The following is a 19,862-nucleotide window of genomic DNA, read 5'->3' on the forward strand; positions in this document are numbered from 1 at the left end:
CAATAGTTGAACTATGTTCTATTTTGCACAAGTGTGCAAGATCGATTTATCATTCGCGGATGGGGACGTTGCGCGCTTTCTGGCTCGCGCCCGCCATCAAAGGGAAACCATGCCGTCCAGCACCACGCACGCCGCCAGCAGAGGGGCGACTACCAACAATGAGCCGCGTGCCACGGCGCGCAGCACGACGCCAGAGCGCATTCTCGATACGGCCGAGCGGCTGTTCGCGATGCACGGCTACTTCGGCACGTCGATTCGCGACATCATGCAGAGCTGTGGCATGGAGCTGAGCCTCGCGCGGTACCACTTCGGCAGCAAAGACGCGCTGTTTCAGCAGGCGATCGGCCGTCGCGCCGCGGTGATCAGCCGGCAGGTCATCGAATCGCTCGAGGCCGAACTGGCACCGCTGCAAGGCCAGCGTCCCGACGTGGAAGCAATCGTGACCGCACTTTCCGCACCGGCCTTCGCGCATCTGAAGAGCGGCGATCCGGGGTGGCGAAATTACTTGCGCCTGCTAACCCAGATTGGCTGTCTTCTGGAGCGCCCCGATCTCACGGCGCCGTTTTATGACCAATACGCGCCTGCGGCCGCGCGCTACCGCGACGCCTTCGCCAAGGCACTTCCCCGCGTCACGCGGGAGACCGTCGAACTGGTGCAGCATTTCGTCGAGTCCGTGTTTCATCTCGTGCTCAACGAGCTTTACGCGCAGGAAGCGCGCTCCGGAGCCAAGGCACTTACGACAGCACATATCGAGCGCATGCGCACCTATCTGATTCGTTTCGCGGTTGGCGGCATCGAGGCGATGGTCAGCTCCGCCTCGGCCCAACGGCGTTCATGAGCATTGACAGTCGCAGCGACCGTCGTTCACAATTTAGAACATTATTCAGACTTACTGTGGCCGCAGCGAGCCTGCGGCCGTGCGAGATGGAGTTAGCCTCATGACAGCTGGAGACGCAGAGAACATCGCACTGATCGTCGGGGCGGGTCATGCAGCAGGAGAATGCGCGACCGCGATCCGCGAACAGGGATGGACGGGACGCATCGTGATGGTGGGAGAGGAACCGCATTTGCCCTACCAACGGCCGCCGCTCTCCAAGGCATTCCTGTCGGGCGAATCGACCGCCGAGCAGTTGTACCTGAAACCGCTGTCGACGTACGACAAAGCGCGTGTCGAGTTCATCCCGAACACGCGCGCGCAGCACATCGACCGTGACGCGAAACGGGTCACGCTGTCCAACGGCAGCGAAATCAGCTATACGAAACTGGTTCTGGCCACCGGCGGCCGCGCGCGGCGCCTCGCGTTGCCGGGTATCGAAGCGACCGAGAAGCTGCAGAATTTTCACTACCTTCGCACGCTCGATCACGTCGCGCGGATTCGAAACCAGTTTCATGCCGGCTCGCGCCTCGTGATCATCGGCGGTGGATATATCGGGCTGGAAGTGGCCGCGGTAGCCGTGAAGCGCGGCTTGCGCGTCACCGTGCTCGAAGCGTTGCCGCGCGTCCTCGCGCGCGTCACGGCTCCCGAGCTTTCCAGGTTCTACGAGGAAGTTCACCGCGAAGCCGGAGTCGACATCCGTACCAACGCGATCGTGAGTGGGTTCGAACTCGACGCATCCGGCGACGCCGTTGCCGCCGTGTGCTGCGCGGACGGCACGCGCGTCGCCGCGGATCTCGTCATCGTCGGCGTGGGACTGGAGCCCGCCACCGAACTCGCGCAAGCGGCCGGCCTTGCTGTCGACAACGGCATCATGGTCGACGAACACACGCGCACGTCCGACCCCGACATTTTTGCGGTCGGGGATTGCACCAACCACCCCAACCCTTCCCTTGGACGCCGCCTGCGTCTCGAGTCGGTCCCTAACGCGCTGGAGCAGGCCCGCACCGCCGCTGCGTCGTTGTGCGGCAAGGAGCGTGTCTACAACAGCGTGCCGTGGTTCTGGTCCGACCAATACGATCTGAAGCTCAAGATGGTCGGCTTGTCGCTCGGCTACGACGAGTTTGTCCTGCGCGGCGATCCCAAAGCCCGCTCTTTCTCGGCGTTTTATCTCAAGGACGGCGTCATGCTCGCGGCCGATACGGTCAGCCGTATACCCGAATTCGTGCTGGCCAAGCGTTTCGTTGCCGAGAAAATTCCGGTCCGCGCCGCCGATCTCGCCAACGAATCGATCCCGTTGAAAAGTCTGCTTCCCTAGTCCAATTCATTTTTCAGAGGTTCAGAAGCCATGCCGCTCATTCGATTCATCCAGCCGGACGGCAGCGAGGCCGCCGTAAGCGCCAACGTTGGCGATTCAGTCATGCAAACAGCGGTGAACAATCAGATCCCAGGCATTCTCGGCGATTGCGGCGGCAGCTGCAGCTGCGCAACCTGTCACGCGTATGTCGACGACGCCTGGAGCAGCCACATGCCAGCGGCGGAATCCTATGAAGTCGACATGCTCACCTGCGCGATGGACGTGCGCGAAAACAGCCGTCTGACATGCCAGATCTTCATGACGCCGGAACTGGACGGGCTGGTGGTGCGTCTGCCCGATCTGACGGCGTAAGCGCAATGGGCACAGAGGCCTGCCGCACGACGCTGATTACCACGATGCGAAAGTTTGCGCGGACCTCACTCCTTGCATTCCTCGACCGTCCCACGAATGGCTACGTGGCGGGGCCAGGAGCCGAAGACGAGACCGCGCTTACGGCGCTTTCGTCAACGCGTCGATCGCGTGTTGTTCGCTGTTGCTCCAGAACGCCGCCCACGTCGGAAATCCTTGCGGAAGACGCGGCTGATACCTATCGCCTTCATACTTGCCGGGCCAGTTCTGCAAGCGCGGCGCACCGGGCCGAGCGAGCCAGTCCGTCGAATACCAATGCTGTTCGTCGCGACGCTCGAAGCACCATTGCCCGTCGCGCCGCACATAGTGATCGAAGTAGCAGATCGCCATCACCACCCACGCTCCGTTGTCCTCGTGCTCCGCGCGACAATAGACGCTTCCCGTCGCATGGTCGGCATCGATGAAATCGACGACGTGGCCGCAGATCTGGTGAATGCTGCGATAAAAGCCGCGCAGAATATGCTCGGACCCGTAGAACGTCTTCAATGCCCCGCGCCCTACGCCCCATCGGCCGCAATCGACGTCTTCGGCGAACAGTTGCACCAGGCTGTCCAGATCGCGCGCATCGACCGCGAGCGCGTATCGGACGGGCAATTGCTGGATGGCGAGCTGGGCCTCAATGCGGTCGATACGCGCGAGCAGCGCTGAATCCGTCGTCATGCCTTCCCCTTCGTAGCGTTGGCCATGGCGGCCGGGCGCGCGCGGATTTCGTCGGCATAGTAAGGCTGGTGTGAAAGAAGTCCGCCATCGACGTTGAACACCTGGCCCGTGACGAACGCCGCCTCATCCGAAGCGAGGTACACCACCGCGTGTGCAATGTCTTCGGGCTGCCCGAGGCGAGGCGTGAGATGGTGGCTCAGCATCATCTCTCCGGTCTCCCCCGCGTAGTACGCCTGGGTCACCGGTGTGACGATCAGGCCGGGAGCGATCGCGTTGCAGCGTATCCCCTCCTTGCCGTGCTGCGCGGCGACGTAGCGCGTCAGCGCCTCGATACCGGCCTTGCAGACACCGTACGCGCTGTACCCCAGCGCGCCCGCCTGAGCGGCACCGGAAGAGGTATTGATAATCGAACCGCCGCCTCGTGCGCGCATCAGCGGCAGCGCGCACCGCGAGGCCAGCATGGTGCCGCGAAGATTGATGCGCATCGTGTCGTCCCAGACGCCGACGTCGAGTGCCTCGACTGCCGCATCGACCGTACTGGAAAGCGATGTGGCCGCGGCGTTGTTATGCAGGATATCGAGCCCGCCCCAAGTCTCGAGCGTCAGATCGAACAATGCATCGATCGAACTTTCGTCGCCGATATCGACCTGCGCCGGGACCGCGTGGCCCCCCGCTTCGTTAATACGACGAACCTGTTCCTGCGCGCCTTCGAGATTCAGGTCCGCCACGACGACCAAGGCGCCCTCCTGCGCGAGCCTGGCGGCACAGGCAGCGCCGATACCGGATGCGGCCCCGGTCACGATGGCAATCTTTTGCTTCACGCGTTGCATGATCTGCTCCCTGTCTCAGGCCGTTACCGGTGTCCGGCCGCCTGCTGCAACGCGGTCGAGATGAAAGTCGATATCGCCGAACATCTTCTCCATCATCGTCATCTTGCGGAAGTAGTGCCCTACCGGATATTCCTCGGTGAGCCCCATGCCTCCGTGCAACTGGATGCCCTGCGCGCAAACGAAGCGATTGGCGCGCGCGGCAACGGCTTTGGCCGCCGAGATGACGCGGCTGCGTTCGGCCGCCGGGCCGTTCAGGTGCGCGATCCCGCAGTACAGCATCGAGCGCGCTTCCTGCGTGGCGACGAACATCTCAGCCATGCGATGCTGCAACGCCTGGAACTTGCCGATCGGCTGGCCGAACTGCGAGCGTCCCTTGATGTACTCCGAGGTGATCGCCATCACGGCTTCCATCATGCCAAGGCTCTCGGCCACGCTCGCGAGACTGGCGAGTTCCGTTGCCTGCGTGAGCACCTGCAGCGAGTGTTCAGGTCCGACGATCAATGCAGCTTCACTGAGCTCGACGTTGTGCAGATCGATATCCGCGGCACGCGATCCATCGAGCAAGCGGTACGACCGGCACGTTACGCCCGCGGCCCGGCGATCGACAAGAAAAACGCCCACGCCTTGCGACGCGCCTTCGACTCGCGCGGTCACGAGCAGCTGGTCCGCCGACGCGCCGGCGATCACCAGCGTCTTCGCGCCGCTGATCAGGTAACCCGAGGCGCTCTTGAGCGCGTGCGTTTGCGCGTGGCATCCCAGCTTGTACCGGCTTCCCGCTTCGCTGTCCGCGAGCGACAGCAGCAGCGTGCCGTCGATGACGGCGGGCAGCAGCGTCTCACGCCGGCGCCGCGCATCGCCTCGTTCGATGATCGTGGCGCAAAGCAGCGCCGTCTGCACGACCGGCTCGAGCGCCATACCGCGGCCGAGCGCCTCCATCACGATCGCCGTTTCAACGAACGAGCACCCGAGACCGCCGACGTCTTCCGGCATCGTCAGCCCGAGCCAGCCAAGTTCGGCATAGGCGCGCCAATGTTCGCGGCTGAAACCCTCTTGCCCCGATGCAATGCGCGTGCGCGCCTCGAATCCATACTCCTGCTGAACGTAGCGCTCTGCGCCGTCCTTCAGCATCAATTGTTCTTCGGAGAAGTTGAAGTCCATGGCTACAGTCCAAAAGCCAGCTTGGCAATGATGTTCTTCTGCACTTCGCGCGCGCCGCCATAGATCGTGGAGGCGCGCGCGATCAGATAGCCCGACGTGCGGCCGCCCATGTAATCCGGCCAATTTTCGTCGACCGCCAGATCACCCTGCGGCTCGCCGTGGTCGTCGAAACGCATCGCGCGGGGACCGAGTGCGTCCATTTGCAGTTGCGTCACGCGCTGTTGCATCTCCGACCCGCTGATCTTCAGCGCAGAGACGACCGCATCGAGATTGCGCTCGCTCTTCTCTTCCGCAAGGATGCGGAGCACCGACCATTCGAGCGCCATGAGGTCAGCTTCGACCTCCGCGACCTTGCGCGCGAACCCGGGTGTATCGATGAGCCGCACGCCGTCCTCCCGCTCCTGCCCCGCGATGTCTTTCGCGCGTTGCAGCTCGCGTTTATTGAAGTACAGGAACGCGCTCGCCGTGCGCTCCTTCTCGAGGAGGTACTTCGCATAGGTCCATCCCATGCCGGCCTCGCCCACGAGATGCGACTTCGGCACACGCACGTTTTCGAGGAACACTTCATTCAGGCCCTTGCCGCCCTCGATCGAAACGATCGGACGCACGGTGATGCCTGGTGTGTCCATGTTGACCAGCAGGAAGGAAATGCCTCGTTGCGGCTTGACGCTCGTATCGGTCTTGACGAGGAAGAAGCCCCAATCGGCAATCGTCGCGTCGCTGGTCCAGATCTTCTGGCCGTTGATCACGTACTCGTCACCGTCGAGCACGGCCGTGGTCTTCAGTCCAGCCAGATCCGAGCCCGCGTTCGGCTCCGAAAAGCCCTGGCACCAGAACTCGTCGCCGCGCAGAATAGGCCCGAGAAAACGCTCCCTCTGCCAGTCCGAACCGAACGCGATGATGACGGGCGCCACCATCTGCGTCGACTGCCACCCATAGTCCATGGCATCGGCGTTGTACAGCTCTTCCATGAAGATATGCTTGCGAAGCGCGCTCCAGCCGGTGCCGCCATGTTCGACGGGCCAATGGGGCGCACCCCAGCCGCGCTCGTACAGAATGCGCTGCCATCTGCGGATGTCATCGCGCGCAGGCGGATGCACGCCGACACGCCAGCGGCGTGAAATGTCGGCCGGCGCATGCTCACTGAAAAACGTTCTGACTTCCCGACGAAATGTTTCGTCTTCCTCGCTATAACCGAAATGCATGCCTGACTCCTGAATCTCTTGCGCCCTCGTTGTCTGCTCTGTCGCGCCACTGCGCCGCGCTTGTGCGGGTGCTCCGCCTAGCGGCCTCTGAAAGCCGGGGCGCGTTTTTCTCTCGCGGCGAGCCGGCCCTCCGCGGCGTCCTCGGAGTTCACCGCGAGCGCCACCGCGTTCAGTTCCTGCGCAAGAAACTCTTCCATGCCACCGGGGTTCAACCTGAACAACTGCTTGGTCAGCCCGAGCGAGAAAGTCGGGCCAGCCGCCAGCTCGCCAGCCAGCTTTTCGGCGGCCGGGTCGAGCTCGCCGTCCTCGACGAGATGGCTGGCAAGACCCATATCGAGTGCTTCCTTGCCGCTCAGCCGGCGATTCAGATACATGATTTCCTTGGCGCGAAACTCGCCGCAATGACGCGCAAGCAGATACACCATGCCGCCTTCAGGTAAGGTGGCGCGCATCAGGAAAGCGGGAATGAACTGCGCCGTATCGGAAACGATGAGCTGGTCCGCGCACAGCGCAAAGCTCCAGGCAATTCCCACGGCAACCCCGCGTACCGCCGCGACCACTGGCTTGTTCAGGTTGTACAACCGAAGCGCGATCTTCTGATACACCGCCATCGATGCGCGCGCGTGCGCCACGCTCATCTGCGGTGGCGCGGCGCCGCTGCCCTTGATGTCGGCACCGGCGCAAAATGCGCGGCCTGCGCCAGTGAGAATCACCGCGCGAATCTCCGGATCCTTGTCGATGCGATCGAGGTGGCCGAGAATCAGATCAAGCATTTCCGGCGTCAGCGCGTTGAGCTTCTCGGGGCGGTTCAGACACAGCGTCGCAACCGCGCCGTTCAAAGTGAGTTCAACATCCATGATGGTCGGATCTTCGTCTGAGTTTGGTTCGTCCGTTCGACGGTCTGGTCAACTGCCGCGAGCATGCAGGCGGATCATCCCGTCGCCGAACGGCTCGTCGCGGCGCTTGAGCGCTTCCTTCAGGCCAACCGCTTCCATGTCCGCCTTGAACTGCGCGCGGCGCGGCCCCAGGCTCTGGTGAGCCCGTGAGTCGTTTTCCACCGCGAGCCGCTGAAGCGTGCGCGAACCGGCCAGCTCCAGCCCGATGTTGACAATGCGCTTGTTGGCCGCAAGCAGATCGGCATCGACAAACGACAGACGGCGTGCCAACTCGCCCACCTCCGCTTCGAGCTGCTCTGCCGGCACCGCATCCATCACGAGCCCGATCTTCGCGGCATCGCGGCCCGTCAGCGAGTCGCCAGACAGCAGCAGACGCTTCGCCCACTGCGGGCCGACGTGATAGAACCACATATGCGCAGGCGGCGAGCCGTTCGCGCGCGTGGCGGGAAAGCCGATCCTTGCGTTGTCGGCGGCGATCACCATGTCGCACGCCAGCGCGAGATCCGTGCCGCCCGCAAGACAGTTGCCATGCACCTGCGCGATGATCGGCTTGTGGATATCGGCCATCAGATTGACCGTCTCCGACTGCCGCTCCATCGACCAGCAGTCGTCGTCGAAGCTGCGAATCGTTCCACGATAGTCACCCGGATCAGCGGCGTCCGCGGCCCGATCCGAATACGTCGTCACCAGATCGTAGCCTGCGCAGAAGTCGCGGCCAGCTCCCGACAGCACGATCACGTTCACCGATTTGAGGTCGTCGGCTTCGAGCAACGCCGCCTTGAGTTCCTGCAGAAGCGGATTGTTGATGGCGTTGCGCTTGTCCGGACGACTCAGCGTGATGCGCGCAACGCGTTGCGCCACTTCAAACTTCACGCACTCCGATGTTTTCAGCCATTTGGCCATGGTCGATTCCCTCCAATTGAGGCGATTGCCGTTCACCGGGCAAACTGCGCGCGCAGACTGACCTTGCTGATCTTGCCCGTCGGCAGCCTCGGCAATTCGTCGACGAATGCAATGGCTTTCGGACATTTGTAGCTCGCGATCAAGCCGCGACAGAACTCGATCAATTCGGCTTCGCCCGCTTGCTCGCCACGGCGCAACACGACGATCGCCTTGACGCACTCTCCCCACTTCTCGTGCGGCGCGCCGATCACCGCCACGTCGATGACTGCCGGATGCTGGAGCAGCGCATCTTCGACTTCACGGCTGTAGATGTTCTCGCCGCCGGAAATGATCATGTCCTTCTTGCGGTCGACGAGGAAAATGTAGCCGTCCTCGTCCTGGTAGCCCATGTCGCCCGAGCGATACCAGCCATCGCGCAGTGCTTCCACCGTCGCCACGCTGTTGTTCCAGTAGCCACTCAACTGCGTCTGCGAGCGCAGCCAGACCTCGCCGGTCTGGCCTTGCGGCAGATCGTTGCCTTGATCGTCGACGATGCGCAGGTCGATGCCGGGGCACGGGCGCCCTACCGATGCGAGACGCCGTACCTGTTCAGGGGACCCTTTGGGCTTGACCTCGTGCGCAGGCAACCAGCAGGCGTTGCTCTCGGTCATGCCGTACTGGACCGAAAACACCGGGCCGAGCACCTGAATGCCGCGCGACAGCAGCGGTGCAGGCACCGGGGCTGCCGCCGTGACGATGTTTTCGATGCTGGACACGTCATAGCTCGACAGTTCGGGCACATCGAGGACCGCCTGAAGCATCGCGGCAACCATGAACGTGAAGGTGATGCGTTCTTCGGCGATCGTCTCGAGCATTTGCTTCGGCTCGAAGACGCGATGCACGACCGTCGTGCCGCCCATCCAGGCCACCGAATTAACGAAGCCAATTCCACCGACGTGGAACGCCGGCGTCGTCTGTAGCACGCGGGTATTGCCCGAAAACTCCGTCACCAGCGCGCAGCTTTCGGCGGTGACGCACATGGCATGGTGCGTGCGCACGACGCCCTTGGGACGCCCCGTGGTGCCGCTCGTGTACATCAGGTACGCGTAGTCTTCCGGTTTCGAACGGATCGGCGGCCCTTCCACTGGGCCGGCTTCCATCACCGCCTCGAATGAAACGGCCCATTCCGGCGCGTCGCCAATGCAGATGTACTGCTCGATTTCGGGCAGTTGCGAACGCAGTCCGTTCACGACATCGGCATACTGAGCCTCGAATACGAGCGCCTTAGGGGCCGCGTCCTTAAGAATATAAAGAATCTCCGCGGGGGCCAGCCTGAAATTGACGGTTGCCAGAATGAAGCCGGCCCACTCGCATGCACGGTAGCTCTCGTAGTACTCCGCGCAATTCATCGCGAGGATCGCAACCCGGTCCTGACGCCGCAGGCCGCGCTCATATAGCGCTCCCGACAAGCGGCGTGCACGCTCCGCCAACTGACTGTGCGTCAGACGTCGGTCGGCGTACACGAGCGCCGTGTGGTCGGCATGCAAGCGAGCGTTTCGCTCGATCATCTCGCCAAGGGTTCTCATCTCAATCCTGTCGTTGTTTTGTCAGATCGACTGTTAGCCAGCGAGCGTCTGCGGATCGGCCAACACGGTTCCAATGAATGCGGCGAACCGCGCCGCGTCGGCTCCGTTGATCACTCGATGGTCGTAGCTGAGCGACAGGGGCAGCATCTTGCGCCAGCTGACGCCGCCGTCGTCCGCCGGCGCGGCTACCAGCCGGGTTTTAGTCACGCCGAGAATCGCCACCTCCGGCGCATTGACGATAGGCGTAAAACCAGTACCGCCAAAGCCGCCGAGCGAACTGATCGAAAAGCAACCGCCCGACATCTCTGCCATCGACAAACCCTTTTCGCGCGCCTTCTGCGAAATTGCCGCAAGTTCCGCCGAGAGTTCTTCGACGCTCTTCCTGTCGCAATCGCGCAGCACCGGCACCAGCAATCCGAAGCGCGTGTCCACGGCGACCCCGATGTGGAAGTACTTCTTCAGAACGATGTTTTTGCCGTCACCGTCGAGCGACGCGTTGAATTGCGGGAACTCCTGCAAAGCCCGCACCACGGCTTTGATAAGGAAGACGAGCGGCGTCAGCTTAACCGCCGTGCCCGCCTCGTTACGGGCCTTGCGATAACTTTCGAGCGACGTAATATCAGCGTCGTCGTGGTGGGTCACATGCGGGATCGTCAGCCAGTTGCGCGACAGGAAGGCTCCTGTGAGCTTCTGGATGCGCGACACCGGCTTGACTTCCACCTCGCCGAATTCGGCGAAATCGACCTGCGGCCAAGGCGGCAGATTCGCGCCGAAAGCGGGGACTGCAGCCTCGCCGGGGCCGGTATTCACATCGGACTGCGGTCGCGTAGCAACGGATTCGACACTCATCGCGGATGCCTCTTCGAACGACTGTTGGACAGCGTGACGGCCTACGGCCAATCAGACGATTTCCGCCAGCACCGTGCCGACGGGATACACTTCGCCAACCTGGGCAACGATGCGCAGCGTGCCCGACGCGGGCGACTCGACCTCCTGAATCGATTTGTCGCTTTCGAGCGCATAGAGAATCTGCCCTTCGCTCACGGTTGCGCCGTCGTCCGCCAGCCATTCGGCTAGCGTGCCTTCGTTCATGGAAAAGCCCAGTTTGGGAAGCAGCACTTGTGTGGTCATGACCTTGCTCTATTGATGATGGAATTCCGGGTGTTCGTGCTGGTCATTTCAGCGTCGCGCGAACCGCCGATTCGATTTCGGCCACGCCCGGTACGAACGCGTCTTCGAGCGGCTTCGAGAACGGCACGGGGCAGAATTGCGCGCCTACGCGCTGCACGGGCGCCTTGAGCTCGCGAAAGAGGGCTTCGTAGATACGGGATGCGATTTCCGCACCCACGCCGAACGGTTTGACGGCTTCGTGCACGACAACGGCGCGCCCGGTTTTTGCAACCGAAGTCAGGATAGTTTCGGTATCCAACGGAGAGACAGTGCGCAAATCGATCACTTCGCAGGCGACACCATCTTTCGCCAGCGCTTCGGCTGCAGCCATGGCTTCCTGCACGCGGCGGCTGTAGCTGATCACCGTCACGTCGGTACCCGCGCGAATCACGTTGGCTTTGCCAAGCGGAATCGCCACGCCGCGCTCCGGCGCACTGCCCGGATTCCAGTAGGTCGGCATGTTCTCGATGAAAAGGCAAGGGTCGTCATCGCGGATGCAGGACAGCATCAGGCCATACGCATCGGCAGGATTCGACGGTGTGACGACCTTGATGCCGGCAACGTGCGCAAACCAGGCCTCGAGGTAGTCGGCGTGCTGACCACCCGTGCCGAAGCCCGCACCCGTCATGGTGCGGATGACGATCGGCACATGGGTCTGTCCGCCCGACATGAACCGCAGCTTCGCGGCGTGATTCACGATCATGTCCATCGCGACGGTCGTGAAGTTCATCAGCATGATTTCCGCCACAGGACGCATCCCGACCATCGAAGCGCCGATTGCCGCACCGATGATGGCCTGCTCCGAAATCGGCGTCGAACGCACCCGCGACGTGCCGTATTTCGACGACAGTCCCTTCGTTACGCCGACAATGCCGCCCTCCTGGCCGTCGGCAACGTCTTCACCCAGCACGATTACGTTGGCGTCGGCGGCCATCGCGTCGTCGAGCGCGAAGTTGACCGCCTGGATGGTGTTGATGTTGGTTGGCTGCTGGCTCATGCAAGCACCTCGTCCTTGAAGATGTCGCGCCGAAGCTCCGCGACATCGGGATATTCGCTCGACAGCGTGAATTCGACCGCAGCGTCGATCTGCGCCTCGTGTTCGGCTTCCATCGCAACCAGTTGCTCCTCGGTCGCATGCTTCGCATCGATGAGCCACTGACGGAACAGCGGCACCGGATCCTTCGCGAGCCAGGCGGCCTTTTCGTGCTTGTCCATATAGGCGTCGGGGTCGCCGAACACGTGCCCCTGAAAGCGGAACGTGTTCGCTTCGATCAGCGTCGGGCCGCCGCCGTTGCGCGCGCGTTCGACCGCTTCGTGCGCCGCCTTGTGCATCTGAATCGGATCGTTGCCGTTCACCGTGATGCCCGGCATCTGGTACGCGACGGCGCGCTGGGCGATGTTCGGCGCGGACGTGCCATACGCGTATTTGGTGTGCTCGGCATAGCCGTTGTTCTGGCAGACGAAAATCACCGGCAACTTCCACACGGACGCCATGTTCAGCGACTCGTGGAAGGCGCCAATGTTTGATGCGCCGTCACCGAAGTAGGCCACGGCCACGCGCGATTCACCACGAATCTGCGCGGCGAGCGCAAGCCCATTTGCGATCGGCATCGAACTGCCGACAATGCCGGTCGTCACCATGACGCCCGACGCGGGATGCGTGACGTGCATCGGGCCGCCCTTGCCTTTGCAGGTCCCCGTCACTCGCCCTCCGAGCTCGGCCCAGAGTTCCTTGAGCGGCACACCTTTGGCGATCATGTCGTGGACGCCGCGGTAGATCGTGCAGATGTAGTCGTCGTCGCTGAGACACACCGACATCGCCGACGGAATCACTTCCTGGCCGCGCGGCGAGTAGTACGGCATCACCAGCTTGCCGGCCTTGATAACGGCACGAAAGCGCTCATCGTTCTGCTTGATGAGAGCCATGCGCCTGTAGATGTCGACCAGGACTTCGCTGCTGGGCGGCTGATAGGCATTCATTCGTCACTCTCCTGTGTCACCAGATCTTTTGCGCGCCGCTCGCATGCAGCGCCGCGATGTAACCGAACACGAACGATGCGCCGATGCTGCTGCCGGCGCCCGGATAACACCGGCCAACCACGGATGCCGTGCAGTTGCCGGTGGCGTACAGCCCAGGGATTTGCGAACCATCGTCCTTCAGCACGCGCCCGTATTCGTCGGTCACGAGACCGCCTGCCGTGCCCACATCCCCTGGATACATGCGCACGGCGTAGAACGGCCCGTCCTCGATCGGCCCGAGATTGGGGTTCGGTTTGATGGTCGGGTCTCCATGACAGCGATCGAATGCGCGCGAGCCGCGACCGTAATCTTCGTCGACGCCCGTTTCGCAGAAGCCGTTGAAGCGCTTGACGGTCCCGAGCAGCCCAGCACGGTCGATGCTGCATTTCGCGGCCAGTTCTTCGAGCGTGTCAGCCTTGATCATGTATCCACTGTCGAGCCACTTCTGCGGAATCTGGCCCGGCATCGCCGTGCCCCACGGGTAGTACTTACGCTGCCGGCTGTCCATGACGACCCATGCGGGAACGGCCTTACCCGTCTGCTTGTGGCGCTGGTACATGCGTTGACCGATTTCCATGTACGCTCCCGCTTCGTCGCAAAAGCGCTCGCCGTCCCGATCGACCATGATCGAAAACGGCAGCGACAGGTCGAGGTGATGCATGAACGGCAGCGGCGAGCCATCCGGTGCGCGTGCACCTTCGGGCAGTTCCTCGTTGGGACCGAGCGACGTCACGACCCACCACGCTTCCTCCATGCAGTCCACTGCGCCGCCGAGCGCAATCGCGGCTTGCAGGATTTCACCGGTATCGCCCGGATTCGCATTGGTCCAGTCCGCGGACGACGGCTGCGGCTGGTACCTGCGGCGCATTTCTGCATTGTGTGAAAAGCCGCCGGTATTCAGCAGGACGCCTTCGCGAGCGCGCACGCGCAACTCGCGGCCGCTGCGTACCGCGACGATGCCGGTCACGCGTCCATCCTCGACGATGAACTCGCGCACCGGCGTGTCCGTCCAGATCGGCACGTTCGCGCGCAGCGCCATCTGCAGCATGCGCCCCTGAATCGCCGCGCCGTTGGCCACGAGCTCCTTGCCGGTAATCTTCTGATAGAGCATCCGGCCACCCAGTTGCATCGCCTTGCGCTTGCCGCCCCACGTCCGCTTCATCAGAAACAGTTGCGGATACTCGTCCGAGTTGGCCGGCATCGACGGGCCCTTGTAGCGCGACAGACGCGGCGCCCATTCGCCCAGTTCCTTCACGTCGAACAACCTGGCCAGCAGCGACCGGCCACGCGGCTCGCCGCCGGGCAGCGTGTCGTAGTAATCGGACCAGCCGTCCGCGTACACGAACTGCATCCCCTGCTGCTCGAGAAACTCGGCCATCTTCGGGCCGGTGCGCAAGTAAGCCTCGCGTCGCGCGTCAGAAGTCCCCGGCCCTTGATAAGTAACCGCCGCATCGAAGTACTGGCGCGCGCGTTCATAGGAATCGCTGACGCCGTGACGCTTCATCACATGATTGTTCGGAAGCCACCAGACCCCGCCCGAATATCCGGTCGAGCCGCCGACCTTCGCCTGCTTCTCGATGATCAGTGCTTCTTTGCCGACCGACTTGCAGGCAAGCGCCGCACACATCGAACCCCCGCCGCTGCCGACCACCACGAAGTCGTAGGTTGCGTCCCAGTTCGTCGACATCACTCATCCCGCGCGATGAATTCGCGCAGCGCGCGATGGAAGTTCGAAACCGACGATTCCTGCAGCGGATTGGTGCGCAAACCCTTGAAGCCGCGCGACTTCATGCCCTGCTGAACGTTGGTCATGTTCTGGAAGTCCTGCCACAGGATCAGGCCGAAGTTCTCCTGCGCGTTCTCCTTCCAGTCGTCCACGCCGTAATAGAACTCGCGCTTCAACGGCGGCTCCGCCCCAGGCGCGAAGCGCTGCAGCGACCAGATGTCGTAGATACACGAATCCGGATTGTCGCCATCCGGCCGCGCGCGATAGAACAACGCGCCGTCCGGGTACGGCAGGAACACCAGATTCGGAAAGACGTGCCAGTCCGCTCCCGCGCGACCCAGTTGCTCGAAAGAGATCTCGGGCCAGCCCGCACCCTCGGCGATGGCCGCCTCGCGCTGAAATTCCATCGCCTTCCCAAGGACTTCGAACTGGTTACCCGACGGCGACATTTCGGTCATCAGGCGCTTCGCGGCTTCGTAATCGCGCGCGGTATTGATCGCCTTCAGAGTCTCTTCCATTACCCGGAAAAAGTTCACGAGCCCCTGGCGTACGTCTTCCGGCATCGGCTTGCCGGTTCGCGGCGAGGGCGCGCCGATCAACCGCGTAGCCGTCGAATAACCAAACATCCCATGGCGGCCATAGGAGAAACTGCGCGTCACGTCATCGCCGGCGACGTCGAGCAGTTGCGGATGGGTTGCCGCTACGTGATAACCCTCGTTGAACGCTTCGAGTGCAACCTTCCAGTTGCACGGCAGACGAATCGACTTGTACCAGCGGTAGCGCATCTTTTCGAACTCGAAGCAGTTCGTGATCTCCGGCACCGGGTCGAGAAATTTCGCGAGCGGCTCTGCGTCCGGATCCATATTGATGAACACGAACCCGCCCCACGTATCGACCAGCACGTCCGTGAGACGAAGGTCCCCGTCAGCCATGTCCGGGCAACCTTCCCAATCTTGCCTGTCGAGCACACGCGCAAGACTGCCATCCAGATTCCACTGCCAGCCGTGATAGGCGCAGTGAAATTTCGCGGCCTTGCCACAGCCATTAGTCAGGCGCCGGCCACGGTGCTGGCAGACGTTGAAGAAGGCCTTGATCTGATCTCCCGCGGTTCGTACCACGATGATCGATTCGCCGGCCACGTCGAAGGTCACAAAGTCGCCCACGTTGGGAATCTCTTCCAGACGGCAGGCGACCTGCCAGATTCGCGGCCAGAGGCGCTCGTTCTCGCGCTCGAGAAACTGCTTCGACAGGTAACTGTCCTTCGGGACAAAATCGAGGCGGACAGTGTGCTCACACGAATCGGGACTGGTGTTACCCATTGTTATCTCCTTCGTCATATGGCCGGCGTAGGCACCGGTTCCGGCTTTTTATGTGGCGGCCGCGCAGTCGACTGCCATATTGCAACTAGCTGTTCAATTATCTTGAACAGCGTTCTGGTCGGTGTCAATCCGGGCGAACGTCAATCGAGCGCCGCGGTCATTGCCGGGACAGCGTCGAAGAGGTCGGCGCTCAGACCGTAGTCGGCCACCTGAAAGATCGGCGCCTCGCTGTCCTTGTTGATCGCGACGATGACTTTCGAGTCCTTCATACCGGCGAGGTGCTGAATCGCGCCCGAGATACCCACCGCGATATACAACTGAGGCGCGACGATCTTGCCGGTCTGGCCGACCTGATAGTCGTTCGGCACGAAGCCGGCGTCGACCGCGGCGCGCGACGCGCCGACCGCGGCGCCAAGCTTGTCCGCGAGCGCGTCGAGCAGTTTGAAGTTGTCGCCGTTCTGCATGCCTCGGCCGCCCGACACCACGATGTTGGCTGCCGCAAGCTCCGGCCGGCTCGATTTCGTCAGTTCCTGGCCGACGAAACGTGCCTTGTCGAAAGCCGCTGCGGATGCGACTGCGCGCGACGGCGCGGCGGCCGAACCGGTAGCGGCCGCATCGAAGGCGGTCGGACGAATCGTGACGACCTTGATTGCGTCGGACGATTGGACCGTGGCGAGTGCATTGCCGGCGTAGATCGGACGCACGAACACATCGGGGGCCTTGAAAGCGATCACGTCGGAAATCTGCGCGCTGTCGAGCAGCGCGGCTACCCGCGGCATGAAGTTCTTGCCCACGGCCGTGGAGGCCGCGATCACGTGCGTATAACCGCTAGCCAGCGAAACGACGAGTGCGGCCAGATTTTCCGGCAGCCCATGCGCGTATTCGGGTGCATCCGCGACGAGCACTTCGGCGACGCCGGCAACGTTCGCGGCCTGCTCTACCACCGCCGACGCGCCGTGGCCTGCGACCAGTACATGAATCTCGCCGCCCGCAGCGCCCGCCGCCGTGACGGCGTTGAGCGTGGCGCGCTTGAGGCTTGCGTTGTCGTGTTCGGCGATAACGAGAATAGTCATGATCAGATCACCTTCGCTTCGTTACGAAGCTTTTCAATCAGCGCTGCAACATCGGGAACCATCACGCCGCCCTTACGCGCCGGCGGCTCGGTCACTTCGAGAACCTTCAGACGAGGTGCAACGTCGACCCCCAGCGCGTCGGGGCTCAGCGTCTCCAGCGGCTTCTTCTTCGCTTTCATGATGTTGGGCAGCGTCACGTAGCGCGGACTGTTCAGACGCAAGTCCGTCGTGACCACCGCCGGCAGATCGAGCGCGACACGTTCGAGTCCGCCATCGATCTCACGCGTGACGAGTAGTTGTTGACCGTCCACTTCCGTCTTGAACGCGAACGTGGCTTGCGGCCAACCGAGCAACGCGGCGAGCTTCTGGCCGGTTTGTCCCGCGTCGTTGTCGATGGCCTGCTTGCCGAGCAGCACCAGTTGCGGAGTTTCCCGCGCGGCCACGGCGGCCAGCAGCTTGGCGACCGCGAGCGGCTGCAGATCCGCGTCGCTTTCCACCAGCACTGCGCGATCAGCCCCCATCGCGAGCGCCGTGCGCAGTACCTCCTGCGATTGCGTGGTTCCCGCCGACACCACGACGACTTCACTCGCCACGCCCGCTTCCTTGAGGCGCACCGCCTCCTCCACCGCGATCTCATCGAACGGGTTCATGGCCATTTTCACGTTGGCCAGATCGACGCCCGAACCATCGGACTTCACCCGAGGTTTCACGTTGTAGTCGATCACGCGCTTCACCGCGACCAGTATTTTCAATTTGACGCTCCGAACGCTTTGTTGAACAATGTTCTATATTCTGAACTCATCTTTTTGTAGCTGTCAACGAGAAGAATGAGGAGAACGTCGCTTGTCGCTCAATTCGACGCCCTCGTTCGACACCATGGAGACGACCAATGAAGCTCTATCGATGTGAACGGTTTGAAGGTATTGCGGGTCTGGCACTACGCGAGGAACCCGATCCGGCGCCGCCCGGCGCTCATCAGGTCCTGGTACAGGTCAATGCGAGTTCGTTGAATTTCCGCGAGTTGCTGCTGATCAACGGTGCGTATCGCGACTGGATGGCGCCCAACTTCATTCCGGCCTCGGACGGCGCGGGCGTCGTGCTTGCCGTCGGCCCAGGCGTGCGGCGCTTCCGACCCGGCGACCGGGTGATGGCCAATTTCGCGCAGAACTGGCACGGCGGCACCCGCCCGCAACACGCGGATACGCTGGGCCGCGGCGCTATCGTCGAAGGCATGCTGCGCGACAAGGCGGTGCTGAGCGAGGAAGAACTGGTTAGCGTTCCGGATCATCTTTCCGACGAGGAGGCCGCAACGCTGCCTTGCGCCGCGCTCACCGCATGGAACGCGCTGTGCCAGCATGCGCCGCTGCTGCCGGGCCAAACCGTGCTCGTACAGGGCTCTGGCGGGGTATCGCTGTTCGCTCTGCAGCTCGCCCGTCTGTTCGGCGCGCGCGTGATCGCGACTTCGTCGAGCGAAGCGAAGCTCAAACGGCTTGCCGAACTCGGCGCCGACGCCACGATCAACTACCGCGACACGCCGAATTGGGATGACGCCGTGCTGCGCCTGACCGATGGCTTTGGGGTCGATCTGGTCGTCGAGGTGGGCGGCGCCCAAACCTTCGGCAAGTCCATTGCCGCCACTCGCGACAGCGGGCGCATCAGCGTGGTCGGACTGCTGACCGGCGCCCCTTCTCCCGGCGAAGGATTCTTCACGCGCGGGCTGTCGATCGCGCCGATCCGCGTCGGCTCCCGTCAGGATTTCGAAGCGATGAACCGCGCGATCGGACTGCACAAGCTCAAGCCCGTCATCGACTCGGTTTATGACTTTGCGCGCGTACCGGATGCGCTGCGGCACCTCGAAAGCCAGCAGCATTTCGGCAAGATCGTCATTCGCCACCGGTAACCAGCCTTCGCATGATCCACGGAGTCAGACTATGAAACTCTTTTCACTGGAAGGACAGATTGCGCTCGTCACCGGCGCGTCGCGCGGCCTCGGTTTCGCCATGGCTAACGCGCTGGCGGCAGCGGGTGCGACGGTGATACTGTGCGCGCGTTCGCGCGCGAGCCTCGAAACCGCTGCGGAATCGATTCGTAAAGCGGGCGGCGACGTCGATATCGAACCGTTCGACCTCACCGATCAGGGCGCAATCAGAAACGGCGTTCGCAACGTCCTTGCACGCCACGGACGCATCGACGTCCTGCTCAACAATGCCGGCATTTGCGAGTGGAGTGATTTTCTGCAGTCGAACCTCGACATGTGGCAAAGAACGATGGATACCAACGTCACGGCCGCCTACGTGCTCGCGCAGGAAGTTGCGCGCCAGATGATCGAACGCGGACACGGACGCATCATCAACGTCGGGTCTTATGTGTCGGTGCTCGGTCGCGAGAAGCTGCAGGCATACGTGGCCAGCAAGCACGCGATTGCCGGACTGACGAAATCGCTCGGCGCGGAACTGGGCCGACACGGCATTCGTTGCAACGGCATCTGCCCCGGCTACTTTCTCACCGAAATGGCCGAGCCCGTCACGTCCAACCCGCAGATGAAGGAAATCGTGCGTTCGCATATCTCGGTGGGACGCTGGGGGAACCCCGAGGAACTCGGCGGCGTCGCGGTTTTTCTCGCCTCCGAAGCGAGCTCCTACATGAATGGGCAAATGCTGATGGTCGACGGCGGGGTCTCGGAGATCCTGAGCTTCTCGATGTCCGTGGTGTAGCGCAACGAGTGGCTCGCCCCAACG

General features: G+C 62.6%; 20 protein-coding genes. 5 read left to right on the forward strand and 15 right to left on the reverse strand.

Going from position 1 to position 19,862, the window contains the following annotated elements:
* Positions 1-13 precede the first annotated feature (13 nt).
* The 3 genes from HDG34_RS20600 (at position 14) to HDG34_RS20610 (ending at position 2,543) form a co-directional block, all read left to right on the forward strand.
* Positions 14-838: a TetR/AcrR family transcriptional regulator gene (locus HDG34_RS20600; RefSeq protein ID WP_260321265.1), complete on the forward strand. Its 825-nt coding sequence runs from the start codon at positions 14-16 to the stop codon at positions 836-838.
* A gap of 100 nt (positions 839-938) precedes the next feature.
* On the forward strand, positions 939-2,192 hold the full coding sequence (locus HDG34_RS20605; protein WP_184061935.1) for an NAD(P)/FAD-dependent oxidoreductase: 1,254 nt from the start codon (positions 939-941) through the stop codon (positions 2,190-2,192).
* A 30-nt stretch (positions 2,193-2,222) separates the two neighbouring features.
* Positions 2,223-2,543 carry a 2Fe-2S iron-sulfur cluster-binding protein gene (locus HDG34_RS20610; protein WP_184050275.1) on the forward strand — a complete coding sequence of 107 codons (321 nt, stop codon included), beginning with the start codon at positions 2,223-2,225 and terminating at the stop codon, positions 2,541-2,543.
* A gap of 138 nt (positions 2,544-2,681) precedes the next feature.
* Here HDG34_RS20610 and HDG34_RS20615 read toward each other — a convergent pair whose 3' ends face one another.
* The 15 genes from HDG34_RS20615 to HDG34_RS20685 form a co-directional block, all read right to left on the reverse strand.
* Positions 2,682-3,260: a nuclear transport factor 2 family protein gene (locus tag HDG34_RS20615; RefSeq protein ID WP_184061936.1), complete on the reverse strand. Its 579-nt coding sequence runs from the start codon at positions 3,258-3,260 to the stop codon at positions 2,682-2,684.
* Positions 3,257-4,090, reverse strand: a complete 834-nt coding sequence (locus HDG34_RS20620) for an SDR family oxidoreductase (RefSeq protein ID WP_184061937.1) — start codon at positions 4,088-4,090, stop codon at positions 3,257-3,259. The genes HDG34_RS20615 and HDG34_RS20620 overlap by 4 nt, the downstream gene beginning before the upstream one ends.
* Before the next feature lie 15 nt (positions 4,091-4,105).
* A complete protein-coding gene (locus HDG34_RS20625) occupies positions 4,106-5,248 on the reverse strand; it encodes an acyl-CoA dehydrogenase family protein (RefSeq protein WP_184061938.1) in 1,143 nt (380 codons plus the stop codon).
* A 2-nt stretch (positions 5,249-5,250) separates the two neighbouring features.
* Positions 5,251-6,453, reverse strand: coding sequence for an acyl-CoA dehydrogenase family protein (locus HDG34_RS20630; RefSeq protein ID WP_184061939.1), 1,203 nt, complete (start codon positions 6,451-6,453; stop codon positions 5,251-5,253).
* Positions 6,454-6,530: 77 nt separating this feature from the next.
* Positions 6,531-7,310: an enoyl-CoA hydratase/isomerase family protein gene (locus tag HDG34_RS20635; RefSeq protein WP_184061940.1), complete on the reverse strand. Its 780-nt coding sequence runs from the start codon at positions 7,308-7,310 to the stop codon at positions 6,531-6,533.
* Positions 7,311-7,358: 48 nt separating this feature from the next.
* Positions 7,359-8,252: a crotonase/enoyl-CoA hydratase family protein gene (locus tag HDG34_RS20640; protein WP_090808822.1), complete on the reverse strand. Its 894-nt coding sequence runs from the start codon at positions 8,250-8,252 to the stop codon at positions 7,359-7,361.
* Between the two features lie 32 nt (positions 8,253-8,284).
* On the reverse strand, positions 8,285-9,817 hold the full coding sequence (locus HDG34_RS20645) for a class I adenylate-forming enzyme family protein (RefSeq protein ID WP_184061941.1): 1,533 nt from the start codon (positions 9,815-9,817) through the stop codon (positions 8,285-8,287).
* 33 nt (positions 9,818-9,850) lie between these two features.
* The gene (locus tag HDG34_RS20650) at positions 9,851-10,666 is read right to left on the reverse strand and encodes a 2-oxo acid dehydrogenase subunit E2 (protein WP_184061942.1); all 816 of its coding nucleotides are present in this window, start codon (positions 10,664-10,666) and stop codon (positions 9,851-9,853) included.
* A gap of 51 nt (positions 10,667-10,717) precedes the next feature.
* Positions 10,718-10,948: a biotin/lipoyl-containing protein gene (locus HDG34_RS20655; protein ID WP_018425497.1), complete on the reverse strand. Its 231-nt coding sequence runs from the start codon at positions 10,946-10,948 to the stop codon at positions 10,718-10,720.
* Positions 10,949-10,991: 43 nt separating this feature from the next.
* The gene (locus tag HDG34_RS20660; RefSeq protein ID WP_184061943.1) at positions 10,992-11,984 is read right to left on the reverse strand and encodes an alpha-ketoacid dehydrogenase subunit beta; all 993 of its coding nucleotides are present in this window, start codon (positions 11,982-11,984) and stop codon (positions 10,992-10,994) included.
* The gene (locus tag HDG34_RS20665; protein WP_184061944.1) at positions 11,981-12,967 is read right to left on the reverse strand and encodes a thiamine pyrophosphate-dependent dehydrogenase E1 component subunit alpha; all 987 of its coding nucleotides are present in this window, start codon (positions 12,965-12,967) and stop codon (positions 11,981-11,983) included. The genes HDG34_RS20660 and HDG34_RS20665 overlap by 4 nt, the downstream gene beginning before the upstream one ends.
* A 16-nt stretch (positions 12,968-12,983) precedes the next feature.
* A complete protein-coding gene (locus tag HDG34_RS20670) occupies positions 12,984-14,693 on the reverse strand; it encodes an FAD-binding protein (RefSeq protein WP_184061945.1) in 1,710 nt (569 codons plus the stop codon).
* The gene (locus HDG34_RS20675; protein WP_184061946.1) at positions 14,693-16,051 is read right to left on the reverse strand and encodes an SRPBCC family protein; all 1,359 of its coding nucleotides are present in this window, start codon (positions 16,049-16,051) and stop codon (positions 14,693-14,695) included. Before HDG34_RS20675 ends, HDG34_RS20670 begins: the two co-directional genes overlap by 1 nt.
* 140 nt (positions 16,052-16,191) lie before the next feature.
* Positions 16,192-17,124 carry an electron transfer flavoprotein subunit alpha/FixB family protein gene (locus HDG34_RS20680; RefSeq protein ID WP_184061947.1) on the reverse strand — a complete coding sequence of 311 codons (933 nt, stop codon included), beginning with the start codon at positions 17,122-17,124 and terminating at the stop codon, positions 16,192-16,194.
* A 2-nt stretch (positions 17,125-17,126) separates the two neighbouring features.
* Positions 17,127-17,876, reverse strand: a complete 750-nt coding sequence (locus HDG34_RS20685) for an electron transfer flavoprotein subunit beta/FixA family protein (RefSeq protein WP_018425503.1) — start codon at positions 17,874-17,876, stop codon at positions 17,127-17,129.
* A gap of 137 nt (positions 17,877-18,013) precedes the next feature.
* Here HDG34_RS20685 and HDG34_RS20690 point away from each other — a divergent pair, with 137 nt between their 5' ends.
* Positions 18,014-19,024, forward strand: coding sequence for an NAD(P)-dependent alcohol dehydrogenase (locus HDG34_RS20690; protein ID WP_184061948.1), 1,011 nt, complete (start codon positions 18,014-18,016; stop codon positions 19,022-19,024).
* Positions 19,025-19,055: 31 nt separating this feature from the next.
* Positions 19,056-19,838 carry a glucose 1-dehydrogenase gene (locus HDG34_RS20695; protein WP_184061949.1) on the forward strand — a complete coding sequence of 261 codons (783 nt, stop codon included), beginning with the start codon at positions 19,056-19,058 and terminating at the stop codon, positions 19,836-19,838.
* Positions 19,839-19,862: the final 24 nt, after the last annotated feature.

The sequence above is a fragment of the Paraburkholderia sp. HC6.4b genome, from assembly GCF_014200875.1.
GTDB lineage: Bacteria > Pseudomonadota > Gammaproteobacteria > Burkholderiales > Burkholderiaceae > Paraburkholderia > Paraburkholderia tuberum.

Bases quoted from the DNA above. Each gene is read 5' to 3' on its own strand.
- HDG34_RS20600 (WP_260321265.1), top strand. From the start codon at position 14: ATGTTCTATTTTGCACAAGTGTGCAAGATCGATTTATCATTCGCGGAT.
- HDG34_RS20605 (WP_184061935.1), top strand. From the start codon at position 939: ATGACAGCTGGAGACGCAGAGAACATCGCACTGATCGTCGGGGCGGGT.
- HDG34_RS20610 (WP_184050275.1), top strand. From the start codon at position 2,223: ATGCCGCTCATTCGATTCATCCAGCCGGACGGCAGCGAGGCCGCCGTA.
- HDG34_RS20615 (WP_184061936.1), bottom strand. From the start codon at position 3,260: ATGACGACGGATTCAGCGCTGCTCGCGCGTATCGACCGCATTGAGGCC.
- HDG34_RS20620 (WP_184061937.1), bottom strand. From the start codon at position 4,090: ATGCAACGCGTGAAGCAAAAGATTGCCATCGTGACCGGGGCCGCATCC.
- HDG34_RS20625 (WP_184061938.1), bottom strand. From the start codon at position 5,248: ATGGACTTCAACTTCTCCGAAGAACAATTGATGCTGAAGGACGGCGCA.
- HDG34_RS20630 (WP_184061939.1), bottom strand. From the start codon at position 6,453: ATGCATTTCGGTTATAGCGAGGAAGACGAAACATTTCGTCGGGAAGTC.
- HDG34_RS20635 (WP_184061940.1), bottom strand. From the start codon at position 7,310: ATGGATGTTGAACTCACTTTGAACGGCGCGGTTGCGACGCTGTGTCTG.
- HDG34_RS20640 (WP_090808822.1), bottom strand. From the start codon at position 8,252: ATGGCCAAATGGCTGAAAACATCGGAGTGCGTGAAGTTTGAAGTGGCG.
- HDG34_RS20645 (WP_184061941.1), bottom strand. From the start codon at position 9,817: ATGAGAACCCTTGGCGAGATGATCGAGCGAAACGCTCGCTTGCATGCC.
- HDG34_RS20650 (WP_184061942.1), bottom strand. From the start codon at position 10,666: ATGAGTGTCGAATCCGTTGCTACGCGACCGCAGTCCGATGTGAATACC.
- HDG34_RS20655 (WP_018425497.1), bottom strand. From the start codon at position 10,948: ATGACCACACAAGTGCTGCTTCCCAAACTGGGCTTTTCCATGAACGAA.
- HDG34_RS20660 (WP_184061943.1), bottom strand. From the start codon at position 11,984: ATGAGCCAGCAGCCAACCAACATCAACACCATCCAGGCGGTCAACTTC.
- HDG34_RS20665 (WP_184061944.1), bottom strand. From the start codon at position 12,967: ATGAATGCCTATCAGCCGCCCAGCAGCGAAGTCCTGGTCGACATCTAC.
- HDG34_RS20670 (WP_184061945.1), bottom strand. From the start codon at position 14,693: ATGTCGACGAACTGGGACGCAACCTACGACTTCGTGGTGGTCGGCAGC.
- HDG34_RS20675 (WP_184061946.1), bottom strand. From the start codon at position 16,051: ATGGGTAACACCAGTCCCGATTCGTGTGAGCACACTGTCCGCCTCGAT.
- HDG34_RS20680 (WP_184061947.1), bottom strand. From the start codon at position 17,124: ATGACTATTCTCGTTATCGCCGAACACGACAACGCAAGCCTCAAGCGC.
- HDG34_RS20690 (WP_184061948.1), top strand. From the start codon at position 18,014: ATGAAGCTCTATCGATGTGAACGGTTTGAAGGTATTGCGGGTCTGGCA.
- HDG34_RS20695 (WP_184061949.1), top strand. From the start codon at position 19,056: ATGAAACTCTTTTCACTGGAAGGACAGATTGCGCTCGTCACCGGCGCG.